Source organism: Mycobacterium szulgai (assembly GCF_002116635.1).
Lineage (GTDB): Bacteria > Actinomycetota > Actinomycetes > Mycobacteriales > Mycobacteriaceae > Mycobacterium > Mycobacterium szulgai.
Genome location: NZ_LQPW01000167.1, coordinates 120,267 through 135,792 on the forward strand (window position 1 = coordinate 120,267; position 15,526 = coordinate 135,792).

Here is a 15,526-nt window from a genome sequence, read left to right on the forward strand (position 1 = left end):
ATCGATGACGATCAATCGCTTGTCCCGCGCGGTTTGGGCGGCGGTGGTGATCGTGGGCCTGGTCTCCTGCAGTAATTCGCCGCCCAAGCCCTCCGGACAGGGTCTGGCGGTTGACGTCACGATTGCCGACGGCCAGGTGACCCCCACCAACGCCACGCTGCAGGCAAAGGTGGGCGAGCAAATCACGCTGCGGGTGACCAGTGACGCCACCGACGAACTGCACGTGCATTCGACACCGGACCACAAGTTCGAGGTAGCCGCCGCGCCCAACCAGACCTTTCAGTTCAGCGTCGAAGTTCCAGGCAAGGTCGACGTGGAACTGCATCATCTCAAGCGGACAATCGCCACAATCCAAGTGAACTCGTGACCGGCGGCAGCGCCACGATGTTTCTGGCGCACGGGCTGGGCGGGTCGGGCGATCTTCCGGTGCCCTATGCCTACGCGATGGTGGGCGCCGCCTGGGCGTTGACTTTCACGTTCGCTCTGGTGGCCTTCGCCTGGCGGCAGCCACGGTTCGATCCGGACAAGCCTGGCCGCCCATTGCCGACGGCGGTGACCACGCTGGTCGACTCCCGGATCGTTCGCCGGACAGCGGCGGGGTTGGCGCTGCTCTTTGCTCTGTGGGTGGTCGCGGTGGGCTTATGGGGCCCGCAGACGTCGGACAATGGCCTACTCGGGGCGTTCTACGTGCTGCTGTGGGTCGGTGTGGTGGCAGCGTCCCTACTCTTGGGGCCGGTCTGGCGGGTGATCTCACCGGTCCGGACGGTGTATCTGGTGCTGCAGCGCATCATGCCGCCGCGGGTTCGTGAGCCGCGAGTGTCATATCCGCAGTCGTGGGGGTATCGCCCTGCGGCGCTGGGTCTGTTTGCGTTTGTGTGGATGGAACTGGCCAGCCCCGACCCAGCTGCGCTGTCATGGGTCAAGGTGTGGCTGCTGACCTATGCGCTGGTCTTGCTCATCGGGGTGTGGCTGTGTGGACAGCGCTGGCTGGCCCGGGCCGACCCGTTCGGGGTCTACAGCGTGGCGGTGTCCCGGCTCTGCCCGTTTCGGCGGAATGCCGATACCGGCAAGATCGTCATCGGGAACCCCTTCGACCATCTGCCGTCGCTGCCGGTGCGTCCCGGCGTGGTGATGATGCTGTCGGTATTGCTGGGATCCACCGCTTTCGACAGCTTCTCGTCCTCACCGACGTGGCGCAATTTCTCCGACCGCCTGGTGCGCGGCATGCATGTCATGCCCGACACCGCGGCATCGTCGGGGCTGCGGACCCTCGGGCTGATCGTATTCATTTCCGTTGTGGCGCTGACCTTTTCGTTTGCCGCGCGGGCGACGGGCGGAGTGGACGCCAAGCAGCGGCGCGCGCTGCCCGGCCAGATGGCACATTCGTTGATCCCCATCGTGGTGGGCTACATCTTCGCCCACTACCTGTCGTATCTGGTGGAGCGCGGGCAGCAGACGCTCATCGCCCTGGCCGACCCGTTGAGCCGCGGCTGGCACGTCGCATATGTGTTGTCCATGCACCCGCCGGTGCTGGCCACGATCAAGGTGACCTGCGTGGTCACCGGGCACATCGTGGCGGTGATCGCGGCGCACGACAAGGCACTGCGCCTGCTGCCGGCCGGCCATCAGCTAACCGGGCAGCTGACCATGATGCTGGTCATGGTCTTCTACACCTTTACCGGCTTGTACTTGTTGTTCGGCGGCTAGATCGGCCTAGATCGGATGCTCGGCGCGCTTGCTGCCGTCCCAGCGGCGCAGGCCGGCGAAGTGGCCGTTGATCTGGGCAGGCCGGCCCGCGATACGCAAGGCGCGACCTAGTTGCGAGCCGCCGACCCGGCGCGCCAGCGTGACGTGGGCGGTCCATTGACCGGGCAGGCTGTTGGCCATCGGGCCTGGCGTCAGATGCGCGCCACACAACCGGTGCACTTCGGCATGCAGTTCCAGCAGCGAACGGGTCGGCACCACCAACCGGGTGAACACCACGTTCGCGCGCCCGAACAACACCGGCGCTCCGATGGCACAGGCCATGGATAACGTGGCGGCGACCGGACGCAGCAATTCGTCGACGTCGCTGTCGATGCGTTCAGCGACGGCCAGCGTCACATGGGGACGACTGGCCGGCGCCTGACTCGGTATTCCGGCCGCGGCCAGTTCTTCCCAGATGCGACGCACGGCCGCCTCGGTATCGCTGTCGAAAACCAGCTCGATCGAGTGCACCATCAGCAGACCAGCGCGCTCACCCAAGCGCGGTCGAACGCCGCCGCGCTCAGTGCCGCGAAGTCCGAGACCGCGCCGGCCCCGGCCGGCAGTGCCGCACGCACCGGCGCCAGCCGAGCCAACGCGGAGCGGTTGGAGTTCTCCACCGGACCGGGCCGCTCCGGCCAGCTGCCGATCACCAAGCCGCAGCAGGAAACGCCTTGTGCAGCAAGCGCTTCCAATGTCAGCGCGGTGTGGTTGAGGGTGCCCAGCTCCGCGCTGACCACGACCAGCGCCGCGGCGGCCAGGTCCACGGCCAGGTCACGCAAGGTGACGCCGCCCTCGGCCAGTTCCACCAGCAGCCCCCCGGCGCCTTCGACCAGCGTCAGCCGTCCCGGGCGGTCCAGACTGCGGATGAGCGCCAGCACGTCAGCACGGGTGGGTAGCGCCTTCTGGGCGCACTCGGCGGCAGCCGCAGGCGCCATGGGCTGCGGATACCGCGCCAGGCCGGCAAGTTCGCTCACCCCGGATAGTCGGCCCACCTCGGCGAGATCGTCGTCGCCGGCGTCGGTGCCGGTCTGGACGGGTTTGCACACCGCGACCTCGATCCCCGCCTGACGGGCGTGCGACGCCAGGGCCGCGGTGGCGACCGTCTTGCCGACGCCGGTGCCGGTCCCGGTGATGACCAGGACGGTCAACGGCGCGCCACCGAGAGGACGTCGGTCAGTACGCGGCGGGCCAGCTCGAGATCGTCGGCATCCAGGGACGCGCGTGCACTCAGCCGCAGCCGCGACGTTCCGGCTGGCACGGTCGGCGGCCGGAAGCACCCCACCTTCACACCGGCATCCAGGCAGGCGGTAGCCGCGGCCAACGCTACCTCCGGATCGCCCAGGATCACCGAAACCACTGCAGACTGCGGCGTTTCCGGGACGTCACAGGCGCTGGCCAATTCGCGCGCGTTCGTCAGCACGGCTTCCGGCCGCCACGCTTCGGCCTGCAGCACACGCAAGGCGGCCAACGCCGAACCCACCGCCGCCGGAGCCAGGCCGGTGTCGAAGATGAACGGCCGGGCCGCGTCGATCAGGTGGGCCCGCACCGAAGCCGGCCCCAGCACTACCCCACCCTGACTGCCCAGCGCCTTGGACAACGTGGTGGTCATCACCACATCGGGTGCACCCGCCAGCCCGGCCTCATGCAGCAGCCCACGCCCGCCGCCGCGCACACCCAGGCCGTGTGCCTCGTCGACGATGAGCAGGGCATGGCGCCGACGGCATACCTCGTGCAGCTCGCGAACCTGCGCCAGCGCACCGTCGGCGCTGAACACGGAGTCGGTGATGACGACGGCGCGCTGTTCCTTGCGCGATCGCAGTGCCCGGTCGACGGCGTCGACGTCGCGATGCGGCGCCACCACCACCCGCGCCCGCGACAACCGGCAGGCATCCACCAGCGACGCGTGCGAATAGGCGTCGGAAACCAACAGCGAACCCGGACCCGACAAACCGACGACGGCTCCCAGGTTGGCGGTATATCCCGAGGAGAACAACAATCCCGCCGCGGCCCCGACGTAGTCGGCGAGCTCGGACTCGAACTCCTGGTGCAGCTCGGTGTCGCCGGTGACCAGTCGCGAACCGGTGGCACCGGCGCCCCAGATGCGCAGGGCCTGCACACCGCCCTCGATGACTTCGGGATGCTGCGACAGACCCAGGTAGTCATTGGACGCCAGATCCAGCTCGGTAGCCACGGCCGGCCGCGGCCGCAGCGAGCGGCGCAGCCCGGCCGCGCGACGCTGTTGCTCCACCGTCTCCAGCCAGGACAGCGGGGAGAGATCGATCGGTGCCGGCACGCCTTTCATCGGGGTTCAGCCTACGAGGCGTGCGACCTCCACCATCGCTGAGGTGATCTGCGCGATCTCGGCGGGTGGACAAATGTAGGGCGGCATGGCGTAGATCAGGTTCCGGAATGGGCGCAGCCATACCCCGCGGTCCAACGCCGCGGGAGTGGCGACCGCCAGATCCACCGGCCGATCGCACTCGATCACGCCGATCGCGCCGCACACCCGCACGTCGGTGACCGCGGGCAGGGCCCGCGCAGCTTCCAGGCCGGCGGTCAACCCGGCGGAGATTTCGGCGACCCGCGACGGCCAATCCTGGCCGAGCAGCAACTCGATACTGGCCACCGACACCGCGCAGGCCAGCGGATTGGCCATGAAAGTGGGGCCGTGCATCAGCGCGCCCGCGGCACCGGAGCTGATGGTGTGGGCGATGTCGGTGCTGCACAGGGTGGCGGCCAGGCTGAGATACCCGCCGGTCATCGCCTTGCCCACGCACATGATGTCCGGGCTGACGCCGGCGTGGTCGGCGGCGAACAGCTCTCCGGTACGGCCAAAGCCGGTGGCGATCTCGTCGAAAATCAGCAGGACGTCGTGACGCCGGCAGATATCGCGCAGATCGGCCAGATAGGCCGGATCGTGGAAGCGCATCCCGCCCGCGCCCTGCACCACCGGCTCCACTACCACCGCGGCCAGCTCGGCAGCGTGGCACGCTAGTTGCGCGTCGAACGCTGCGCTGTAACGGGCGTCGTAGTCGCGTGGTACCTGCGGGGCGAACACCTGGTGGGCCAGGATGTCGGTCCATAGCGAGTGCATGCCGCCGTCCGGGTCGCAAATGCTCATCGGCGTGAAGGTGTCGCCGTGGTAGCCACCACGCCAGGTCATCAGCCGGTGTTTTCCGGATTGGCCCCGGCTGCGCCAGTACTGCAGGGCCATCTTCACCGCGACTTCCACCGACACCGATCCCGAGTCGCTGAAGAAGACCGTCTCCAGACCCGCCGGGGTGATATCCACCAGCAGCTTGGCCAGCCGGGCGGCCGGTTCGTGGGTCAGGCCGCCGAACATGACGTGGTTCATGACGCTCAACTGGCTGGTCATGGCCGCATCCAGAACCGGGTGCCCGTGCCCGTGGATCGCCGTCCACCACGAACTCATCGCGTCGAGCGCTTGGATCGGCCGGCCGTCGCGGATGAGCGTCAGCCAGGCGCCGTGGGCGCCGACGGCCACCACCGGCAGCAGGGATTCGGCCCCGATGGTGCTGTAGGGATGCCACACGTGGGCGGCGTCTATCGCGCTGATCTGTTCGGGCGTCCACCCGGGGCCAGATCTGTCAGCCGCGGTCATGGAGTCCGAGGGTAATGCCGGCACCGGTCGCAGAAACCGCGGCCATCGGGAAGCATGCATGGCATGGCTTCGCCGATTCAGCCCGAAAGCACCGGCTCTGAGGAAAAGGCGCCGCAGATCCTCAAGCTGCGGATAGTCCCCTGGGACGTGATCTGCACCGTCACGGTGCTGGGCGTGCTGTTGATCCTGGTCTCGATGACCAGTTGGCCGCAGCAACTGTTCGGTTTCGCCGAAAACGTCTGTGTGACAGACGATTGCCCGCCGGTGCCCTACGGCCTCAACTACTACATCTATCCGCTGATGTGGGGCGGCATCGGCGCTGCCGTCACCGCGGCCGTGATCGGACCGTTCGTTTCCATGGTGAAGGGCTGGTACATGTCCTTTTGGCCGATCATCGCGATCGGCGTCCTCACTGTCACCTCGGTGCTCGGCTACGCGCTTACCGGTTTCAGTGAACGGTACTGGCACTAATCGCGGCATCTGCCTGATCTCGCCGCGGCAACGTTACTGAGACTGAAATCACAACTGCCCATACAACTTTGGGCAGCCCTAATCACCGTCCGGTCACGTTACGACAAATAATCCTTCGCCTCTCTGGCAATCGAACTCGCCTGTTGTCAGAGTGTCTGTAGTGACTGGTGTGACTACTGCGGCGCCAGGCCCCGGCGCGGCGGCCAAAACGCCAACGCACACCGAGCCCGACAGGGCCAACGAGATTGCCAAGGAGATTGGAAGCACAATGAAACGCATATACGCCTTCGCACTCGGTGTGGCGATCACGGTTGCCCCGGTGGTGGCCTTCCCCGGCATCGCGGCCGCCGACCCGGTCACCATGGCGACGGACTACCAGCAGGCCGCCGACGCCGTCATCGCGCGCGGGCTGGCACAGCGCGGTGTGCCATTCTCGTGGGCCGGCGGCGGCGTCACCGGCCCCACCCGCGGCACCGGGACCGGCATCAACACCGTCGGTTTTGACGCGTCGGGCCTGATCCAATACGCCTACGCCGGCGCCGGGCTCAAGCTGCCGCGGTCGTCCGGCCAGATGTACAAGGTGGGCCAGCGGGTCCTGCCGCAGCAAGCCCGCAAGGCGGACCTGATCTTCTACGGCCCCGAAGGCACGCAAAGCGTCGCGATGTACCTGGGCAACGGCCAGATGCTGGAAGTCGGCGACGTCGTCCAGGTCTCGCCGGTGCGCACCAGCAACATGGCGCCCTACCTCGTCCGGATCCTCGGAGCCCAACCGTCCCAGGCGCCGGTGCAGCAAGCGCCGTTGCAGACCATGCCCGGGCAACTCACGCCGGCGCAGACAGCGCCAGGGCTGACCACGCCGGCCCAGACCGCACCGGGGCAAACCGCACCTGGGCAAACAACGCCGGGGCTGACCACACCCGCCCAGACGGTCCCGGGTCAAACCGCACCCGCCCAGACGGTGCCCGGGCTGACCACGCCCGCCCAGACGGTCCCGGGCCAGACCGCACCCGCCCAGACGGTGCCCGGGCTGACCACGCCCGCCCAGACCGTGCCGGGCCAAACCCCGCCGGCCCAGACCACCCCGGGATTGACCCTGCCCGGACAGCAGGTGCCCGCACAGCAGACGCCGTTGCAGCCCACTACCACCGTCCCGACGCGGTAATCGCACAACCGGCTGAACCCCCTCGACACCCGCCACCTGTTCCCTCCCCGACTGCGCTGCTGCTCAGCGGGAGGAGAGCAGGTGGCGGGTTTCGGTAAATTGGCTGACGATCATGATCAGCCTGTCACCACCCGCAACTGCGACGCCGGTCGCGATGGGTACCCGCACGACAGGTTTCTATCGCCATGATCTGGACGGCCTGCGCGGTATCGCGATCGCGCTGGTCGCCGTCTTTCACGTGTGGTTCGGCCGCGTTTCCGGTGGCGTGGACGTGTTCCTGGCGCTGTCGGGGTTCTTCTTCGGCGGCAAGATGCTGCGCATCGCGCTCAATCCCGAGCTGTCGTTATCGCCGGTCTCCGAAGTGGTCCGGTTGATCCGGCGACTGCTTCCCGCCCTCGTTGTCGTGCTTGCCGGGTGCGCGTTGCTCACCGTCCTGGTGCAGCCGCAGACGCGCTGGGAGACGTACGCCAACCAGAGTCTGGCCAGCCTTGGCTACTACCAGAACTGGGAGCTGGCCAACTCGGCCTCCGACTACCTGCGCGCCGGCGAGGCCGTCAGCCCGTTGCAACACATCTGGTCCATGTCGGTGCAGGGCCAGTTCTATGTCGCCTTCCTGTTCCTCATCGCCGGATGCGCGTACCTGTTCAAGCGCTCGCTGGGCAAGCACCTGCGCACCCTGTTCGTGGTGCTCCTGAGCGGGTTGACCCTGGCGTCCTTCGTCTACGCGGTGATCGCCCACCAAAGCGATCAGATGTCGGCGTACTACAACAGCTTCGCGCGGGCGTGGGAACTGCTGCTGGGAGCGCTGGTCGGCGCACTGGTCGCGCACATCCGCTGGCCGATGTGGCTACGCACCGCGCTGGCCACGATCGCACTGGCGGCGGTCCTGTCGTGCGGTGCGCTGATCAACGGCGTCAAGGAATTTCCCGGTCCCTGGGCGCTGGTCCCCGTCGGGGCGGCGATGGTGATGATCCTCGTCGGCGCCAATCTGGCGGCGCAGCCAGGTGCCCGCCTGCCGCTGCCCAATCGCGTGCTGGCGGCCGCGCCGCTGGTGACGCTGGGCGCGATGGCCTACTCGTTGTACCTGTGGCATTGGCCGCTGCTGATCTTCTGGCTCGCCTACTCGGGGCACCGGCAAGCCAATTTCGTCGAGGGCGCAGCCGTACTGCTGGTATCGGGGGTACTGGCGTACTTGACGAATCGGTTTGTCGAGGAGCCGCTGCGGTACCGGGCACCGGCAGCAACCGCCACGCCCGCCGCAGCAGCCCCGCCGATTGCGTGGAATCAGCGACTGCGCCGCCCGACCATCGCGCTGGGGTCGGCCGTTGCGCTACTGGGCGTCACCTTGACCGCAACCTCGTTCACCTGGCGCGAGCACCTGATCGTCGAACGCGCCTCGGGCAAAGAGCTCAGCGGGCTCAGCGCCGTGGACTATCCCGGCGCGCGCGCGTTGACCGACCATGTGCGGGTGCCCACGCTGCGGATGCGGCCCACGGTGCTGGAGGTCAAGGAAGACCTGCCCGCTTCCACCAGGGATGGCTGCATCAGTGATTTCGTCAACCCCGCGATGGTGAACTGCACTTACGGCGATCCCGATGCCGCCCGGACGGTCGCGCTGGCCGGCGGGTCGCACGCCGAGCACTGGCTGACCGCGCTCGACCTGCTGGGCCGTCTGCACCACTTCAAAGTGGTGACGTACCTGAAGATGGGCTGCGCGCTGTCCACCGAGCAGGTCCCGCTGATCATGGGCAACAACGCCGCCTATCCGCAGTGCCGCGAATGGGTGGAAACCACGATGGCCAAGCTGGTTGCCGACCGCCCCGACTACGTGTTCACCACCTCGACCCGACCGTGGAACATCAAGCCCGGCGACGTCATGCCCGCCACCTACATCGGTATCTGGCAAACGTTGTCCGAAAACAACATTCCCATCCTCGCGATACGCGACACCCCGTGGCTGGTCAAGAACGGCCAGCCGTTCAATCCCGCGGATTGCCTGGCCAAGGGCGGCAATTCCGAGTCGTGCGGGATCAAGCGGTCCGACCTGCTGTCCGAGCACAACACCACCCTCGACTTCGTCGCGCAGTTCCCACTGCTCAAGCCGATTGACATGTCCGATGCGATCTGCCGGCCAGACTTCTGCCGAGCTGTCGAAGGAAACGTCCTCATCTACCGCGATGCCCATCACCTGACGCCCACCTACGTGCGCACCATGGCCCCTGAACTCGGTCGCCAGATCGCGGCGATCACCGGTTGGTGGTAACCGCGCCAGCCGGCCGGCGCAGCTAAGGTCGAATGATGTCGTCGTCCGAAAGCGAAGCCGAGATCACCGACACCTCGCCGGCGATGGCGATGGTATGGCCCGGTACGGCCTTTCCGCTCGGCGCCACGTATGACGGTGCAGGCACCAACTTTTCATTGTTTTCCGAGATCGCAGACAAGGTCGAGTTGTGCCTGATCTCCCGCGACGGTGAAGAAACCCGAATCAACCTGGACGAGGTCGACGGATACATCTGGCATTGCTATCTTCCGAACGTCACGCCGGGCCAGCGCTACGGGTTTCGGGTGCACGGACCGTTCGACCCGGGCGCGGGTCATCGATGTGATCCGAGCAAGCTGTTGCTCGACCCGTACGGAAAATCGTTCGTCGGCGACTTCGAATTCAGTCAGGCGCTGTACTCCTACGACATGGCCGCGGCGGCCGAAGACCCGTCGGAAACCGGCACTCCCCCGATGATCGACTCGCTGGGTCACACCATGACCAGTGTGGTGATCAACCCGTTCTTCGATTGGGGATCCGACCGCGCGCCCGGCACCCCCTATCACGAGACGGTGATCTACGAGGCCCACGTCAAGGGCATGACCCAGACCCACCCCGGCATCCCGCAGGAACTGCGCGGCACCTACGCGGGTCTAGCGCACCCAGTGATCATCGACCACCTCAAGTCGCTCAGTGTCACGGCCATCGAGCTGATGCCGATTCACCAGTTCATGCACGACCACCGGCTTTTGGACTTGGGGCTGCGAAACTATTGGGGCTACAACACCTTCGGCTTCTTGGCCCCGCACTACCAGTACGCGTCGACGCCAAAGCCCGGAGCCGCCGTAGCCGAGTTCAAGGCGATGGTCCGGGCCTTCCACGAAGCGGGCATCGAAGTCATCCTCGACGTGGTCTACAACCACACCGCCGAAGGAAATCATCTGGGACCCACCATCAACTTCCGCGGCATCGACAACGCCGCCTACTACCGGTTGGTCGACGGGGACCTACGGCACTACAAGGACTTCACCGGCACCGGTAACAGCCTCAACGTCCGCGGCCCGCACACCCTGCAGCTGATCATGGACTCGCTGCGCTATTGGGTTCTGGAAATGCACGTCGACGGCTTCCGGTTCGACCTGGCAGCCACCCTGGCCCGCGAGTTCTACGACGTCGACCGCCTTTCGGCATTCTTCGATCTGGTCCAGCAGGATCCGGTGGTCAGCCAGGTCAAATTGATTGCCGAGCCGTGGGATATCGGCGAAGGGGGCTACCAAGTCGGCAATTTCCCAGGTTTGTGGACCGAATGGAACGGGAAATACCGCGACACTGTGCGCGACTACTGGCGGGGCGAGCCCGCAACCCTGGGCGAGTTCGCTTCCCGGCTGACCGGGTCGTCGGACCTGTATGAGGCGACCGGGCGCCGGCCCAGCGCCAGCATCAACTTCGTCACCGCCCACGACGGCTTCACGCTCAATGACCTCGTCTCCTACAACGAGAAACACAACGAGGCCAACGGCGAAGACAACAAGGACGGCGAGAGCCACAACCGGTCCTGGAACTGCGGAGTCGAGGGCCCCACCGACGACCCGGACATCCTGGCACTGCGCTCCCAGCAGATGCGCAACATCATGGCCACCCTGATGGTCAGCCAGGGCACCCCGATGATCCTGCACGGCGACGAGATGGGGCGCACCCAACGGGGCAACAACAACGTCTACTGCCAGGACTCCGCCTTGTCCTGGATGGACTGGTCACTGGTCGAGAAGAACGCGGATCACCTGACGTTCACCCGCAAGGTCACGCGATTGCGTCGCAAACACCCGGTATTTCGGCGTCGCCGATTCCTCAAGGGCCAACCCATCCGCAGCGGCGCCGAAGTCCGCGACATCGCCTGGCTGACGCCGGCCGGCCAGGAGATGACGGAACAAGACTGGGACAACGACTTCGGCAAGAGCATTGCGGTGTTCCTCAACGGCCGGGCCCTGCCCGAACCCGGCCGACGCGGCGAACGCATCGTCGACGACTCGTTCCTGCTGTGTTTCAACGCCCATGAACACGAAGTCAACTTCGTCATGCCCCACGACGACTACGCGCAGGAATGGACCGTCGAGCTCGACACAACCGTCCCCACGGGTGTCGCAGAACGGGTCGTCAAGGATGGCGAGGAGATCGCACTACCGGCACGATCGGTCCTTATCTTGCGTAAGACGCTGTGACACATGACTTTTTCGGTTCTGTCAACCTACCGGTTGCAGCTGCGGGGTGCGTCGAGCGGATTCGGCTTCACCTTCGCCGACGCCGAGAACCTGCTGGACTACCTTGACGAGCTCGGGGTCTCGCATCTGTACCTGTCGCCGATCCTGACCGCCGTAACAGGGTCGACGCACGGTTACGACGTCACCGACCCCACGACGGTGTCGGCGGAACTCGGTGGTCCCGACGGGCTGGCAAAGCTATCCGCGGCTGCGCGGGCCCGCGGTATGGGGCTGATCGTCGACATCGTGCCCAACCACGTCGGGATCGACCAGCCACAGCAGAACCCGTGGTGGTGGGACGTATTGCGGCACGGACGTTCGTCGCCCTACGCGACATTCTTCGACATCGACTGGAATCTGGCCGACGGCCGAATCGTCTTGCCCGTATTGGGTTCCGACGAGGACGTCGCCGGCCTGGCGGTCGACGGTGAAGTGCTGCGCCTGGGCGACCTGGCGTTCCCGATCGCGCCGGGCACCGGCGCCGGCACCGGCCCGGAAGTGCACGACCGTCAGCACTACCGGCTGGTGGGCTGGCGAAGCGGCGTGGTCGGTTACCGCCGATTCTTCTCCATCACCTCGCTGGCCGGACTGCGTCAGGAAGATCGCGCGGTGTTCGACGCCGGTCACGCCGAAGTCGGTCGCTGGTTCGCCGAAGGGCTCGTCGACGGTGTGCGCATCGACCATCCCGACGGATTGTCAGATCCCTGCACATATCTGGCGTGGCTGCGCGAGCTGGTGGGACCGGACGCCTGGATCGTTATCGAAAAGATCCTCGGTGTCGACGAGGCGCTGGAACCGACCCTGCCGGTGGCCGGCACCACCGGCTACGACGCGCTGCGCGAAATCGGTGGCCTGTTCATCGATCCGACCGGTGCACCGGCCCTGACGGAGTTGGTCGGATCCGCCGGCGTAGATTACGGCGCCATGCCGGAGCTGTTGGCCGAGTTGAAGATTCGCGCGGCTACCGACACGCTGAGCAGTGAAATGGCCAGGCTACGACGGTCCATTGCGGCGGCCGCCGACGCCGATGATCCGCTGCTGCCCGAGGCCGTGGCCGCGCTGCTCACCCATATCGATGTTTACCGCTGCGACTATCCCGGCCTGGCCGCCACCCTGCCCACCGCATTGGCCGCGACGCAAGCCGCGGCACCGCAATACGGCCCCGCGCTGCAGGTTCTGGCCTCGGCGCTGGCCCGCGACGGCGAGCCGGCCACCCGGTTGCAACAGCTGTGCGGCGCGGTGACCGCCAAGTCGGTTGAAGACTGCCTGTTCTACCGCGACTCCCGGCTGGTGTCGCTCAACGAAGTGGGCGGCGAACCACACCGGTTCGGCGTCGGCGCCGCGGAGTTCCACCAGAGCGCCGCCACCCGTGCCAGGATGTGGCCGCACACCATGACGACACTGACCACTCACGACACCAAACGCGGTGAGGATGTGCGCGCCCGGATCGGCGTGCTGTCACAGGTGCCTTCGCTGTGGACAGAATTCATCGGGCGCTGGGAATTACACGCCCCCTCCCCCGATGCCGCGACCGGACAGCTCCTGTGGCAGAACATCTTCGGCGTGTGGCCAGTCGGCGGCGAGGTCAGCTCGCAGTTGCGCGAGCGACTACACGGCTACGCCGAAAAGGCGATCCGGGAGGCGGCCTGGCACACCTGCTGGAACGACCCGAACGCCGAATTCGAAGACGCGGTGCATTGTTGGCTCGATAGCGTGCTCGACGGGCCGGTGGCCGGCGAGCTCACCAAACTCGTCGCCCAGCTCAACCCGCATGCCGCCAGCGACGCGCTGGGGCAGAAGCTGCTGGCCCTCACAACGCCCGGAATACCCGATGTCTACCAGGGCACCGAGCTGTGGGACGACAGCCTCGTCGATCCCGACAACCGGCGTGAGGTCGACTACGCTATTCGCCGGGCGGCCCTGAAAGAGTTGCAGCATCCCAAGATTCGGGTCGTCACCACAGCGCTTCGGTTACGCCGCGCCCGTCCGGAAGCCTTCTTCGGCGACTACCTGCCCGTGCTGGCCGATGGGCAGGCAAGCGATCATGTGGTGGCGTTTCTTCGCGGCGACGACATCCTGGTCGCGGTGACCCGCTGGACGGTACGGCTACACGAAACCGGCTGGGGCAACACCGTTGTGCCGCTGCCGAAAGGCTCCTGGACCGACCGGCTGACGGGCGCCGTGGCAAGCGGACCGACCTCAGCTGCCGAGTTGTTCGCCGATCTGCCCGTCGTACTGCTCGAGCGCGACTGTGGCTGAATTCCGGGTCTGGGCGCCCAAACCCGCGCTGGTACGCCTCGACGTCGACGGCGCGGTGCATCCGATGACCCGCGCAGACGGCGGCTGGTGGCACGCAGCAGTCGAGGCCGCGCCGGACGCCCGTTACGGATACCTGCTCGACGACGACCCCACCGTGCTGCCCGACCCGCGATCGGCGCGCCAGCCCGACGGCGTACATGAACGATCTCAGCTCTGGGATGCCGCACGAGCCACCTGGACCGACGGCTGCTGGCCCGGCAAGACGGTCGCGGGCGCGGTGATCTACGAGCTGCATATCGGCACGTTCACCGCGGCCGGCACCTTCGACTCGGCTATCGAGAAGCTGGACTATCTGGTCGGTCTCGGAATCGACTTCGTCGAGCTGATGCCGGTCAACTCGTTTGCCGGCACACACGGCTGGGGATACGACGGCGTGCTGTGGTACAGCGTGCACGAACCCTACGGCGGCCCCGACGGCCTGGTCCGATTCGTCGACGCTTGCCACGCGCGTGGTTTGGGTGTGCTTATCGACGCGGTCTTCAACCATCTTGGCCCGTCGGGAAACTATCTGCCGCGGTTCGGGCCTTACCTGTCGTCGGCGAGCAACCCGTGGGGCGAAGGCATCAATATCGCCGACGCCGACTCCGACGAGGTGCGCCGCTACATCATCGGGTGCGCGCTGCGCTGGATGCGCGACTTCCACGCCGACGGCCTGCGCCTGGATGCCGTGCACGCGCTGGTGGATGTCACCGCGGTGCACATCCTCGAGGAACTCTCCAGCGAAACCGACTGGCTATCAAAACAAGTGGGCCGTCCGCTATCACTGATTGCCGAAAGCGATCTCAACGACCCGCGCCTGATCACCCCGCGCGAGGAGGCGGGTTACGGAATCACCGCGCAGTGGGACGACGACATCCACCACGCCATCCACACCGCGGTATCCGGAGAGCGGCAAGGGTATTACAGCGATTTCGGGTCCATGGCGACGCTTGCGCACACCCTGCGCCACGGTTTCTTTCACGCAGGCACGTATTCGTCGTTTCGGCGCCGGCGCCACGGGCGCCCGCTGGACACCGCCCGCATCCCGGCCACCAGATTGCTTGCCTACACCTGCACCCACGACCAGATCGGCAATCGCGCCCTTGGCGACCGGCCGTCACAAAACCTCACCGCCGGCCAGCTTGCCGTCAAAGCTGCATTGGTGCTCGGATCGCCCTACACCGCAATGCTTTTCATGGGCGAAGAATGGGGAGCGAGAACCCCGTTCCAGTTCTTCAGCTCGCATCCCGAACCCGAGCTGGCCCGGGCCACCGCCGAGGGACGCAAGGCCGAATTCGCCGAACACGGCTGGGACGCCGCAAAACAGGGAGACATCCCCGACCCACAGGACCCGCAGACATTTCAGCGCTCAAAGCTGAACTGGGCCGAGCCGGCGTCCGGCGATCATGCCCGGCTCCTGCAGCTTTATCGCGACCTGATCGCGTTGCGGCACAAAGAACCTGATTTCGACGACGAGTGGCTGGACCACCTCGTCGTCGACTACGACGAAGACGAACGCTGGATCATCATGCGCCGCAATCGAATTGCGATTGCCTGCAACCTCGGCACCGACGCGGCAAGCGTGCCCGTCACCGGGGAGCTGGTGCTGGCCTGGGATGCGCCGTCGATCGGCGACAAGGCGACCGTGCTGCCCGCACACTCCTTCGCGATCCTGCGCGCCGGAAAGGGCGCCGACGCGTAAAGCTACG

Annotated in this window: 12 protein-coding genes; 8 read left to right on the forward strand and 4 right to left on the reverse strand. The window is 66.5% G+C overall.

Features of this window, described 5'->3' with window-relative positions:
* Window positions 1-4: 4 nt before the first annotated feature.
* Window positions 5-367: a hypothetical protein gene (locus tag AWC27_RS26405; protein WP_085673382.1), complete on the forward strand. Its 363-nt coding sequence runs from the start codon at window positions 5-7 to the stop codon at window positions 365-367.
* Complete coding sequence (locus AWC27_RS26410) at window positions 364-1,707, forward strand: hypothetical protein (protein WP_085673384.1); 1,344 nt, start codon at window positions 364-366, stop codon at window positions 1,705-1,707. Before AWC27_RS26405 ends, AWC27_RS26410 begins: the two co-directional genes overlap by 4 nt.
* Window positions 1,708-1,713: 6 nt before the next feature.
* Here AWC27_RS26410 and AWC27_RS26415 read toward each other — a convergent pair whose 3' ends face one another.
* The 4 genes from AWC27_RS26415 to AWC27_RS26430 are packed head-to-tail and all read right to left on the reverse strand — an operon-like array spanning window position 1,714 to window position 5,368.
* Window positions 1,714-2,220: a 2'-5' RNA ligase family protein gene (locus AWC27_RS26415; RefSeq protein ID WP_085673386.1), complete on the reverse strand. Its 507-nt coding sequence runs from the start codon at window positions 2,218-2,220 to the stop codon at window positions 1,714-1,716.
* Entirely contained in the window at window positions 2,220-2,894 is a 675-nt protein-coding gene (bioD, locus tag AWC27_RS26420; RefSeq protein WP_085673388.1) for a dethiobiotin synthase, read from the reverse strand. Before bioD ends, AWC27_RS26415 begins: the two co-directional genes overlap by 1 nt.
* Entirely contained in the window at window positions 2,891-4,048 is a 1,158-nt protein-coding gene (locus AWC27_RS26425; protein WP_085673390.1) for an 8-amino-7-oxononanoate synthase, read from the reverse strand. The genes bioD and AWC27_RS26425 overlap by 4 nt, the downstream gene beginning before the upstream one ends.
* A 6-nt stretch (window positions 4,049-4,054) precedes the next feature.
* Window positions 4,055-5,368 carry an adenosylmethionine--8-amino-7-oxononanoate transaminase gene (locus tag AWC27_RS26430; RefSeq protein ID WP_085673392.1) on the reverse strand — a complete coding sequence of 438 codons (1,314 nt, stop codon included), beginning with the start codon at window positions 5,366-5,368 and terminating at the stop codon, window positions 4,055-4,057.
* Window positions 5,369-5,431: 63 nt separating this feature from the next.
* On the opposite strand from AWC27_RS26430, the gene AWC27_RS26435 reads away from it, so the two are divergent.
* The 6 genes from AWC27_RS26435 to treZ all read left to right on the forward strand — a co-directional run bounded on the left by AWC27_RS26435 (window position 5,432) and on the right by treZ (window position 15,519).
* Window positions 5,432-5,839, forward strand: coding sequence for a hypothetical protein (locus tag AWC27_RS26435; protein WP_085673394.1), 408 nt, complete (start codon window positions 5,432-5,434; stop codon window positions 5,837-5,839).
* A 268-nt stretch (window positions 5,840-6,107) separates the two neighbouring features.
* Window positions 6,108-7,001, forward strand: coding sequence for an NlpC/P60 family peptidoglycan-binding protein RipD (gene ripD, locus AWC27_RS26440; protein ID WP_085673396.1), 894 nt, complete (start codon window positions 6,108-6,110; stop codon window positions 6,999-7,001).
* A 112-nt stretch (window positions 7,002-7,113) separates the two neighbouring features.
* On the forward strand, window positions 7,114-9,264 hold the full coding sequence (locus AWC27_RS26445) for an acyltransferase family protein (protein WP_085673397.1): 2,151 nt from the start codon (window positions 7,114-7,116) through the stop codon (window positions 9,262-9,264).
* Between the two features lie 35 nt (window positions 9,265-9,299).
* Window positions 9,300-11,480, forward strand: coding sequence for a glycogen debranching protein GlgX (gene glgX / locus AWC27_RS26450; protein ID WP_085673399.1), 2,181 nt, complete (start codon window positions 9,300-9,302; stop codon window positions 11,478-11,480).
* 3 nt (window positions 11,481-11,483) lie between these two features.
* Window positions 11,484-13,778, forward strand: coding sequence for a malto-oligosyltrehalose synthase (gene treY, locus AWC27_RS26455; protein WP_085673401.1), 2,295 nt, complete (start codon window positions 11,484-11,486; stop codon window positions 13,776-13,778).
* Complete coding sequence (treZ, locus tag AWC27_RS26460) at window positions 13,771-15,519, forward strand: malto-oligosyltrehalose trehalohydrolase (RefSeq protein ID WP_085673403.1); 1,749 nt, start codon at window positions 13,771-13,773, stop codon at window positions 15,517-15,519. The genes treY and treZ overlap by 8 nt, the downstream gene beginning before the upstream one ends.
* The last annotated feature ends 7 nt before the right edge of the window (window positions 15,520-15,526 follow it).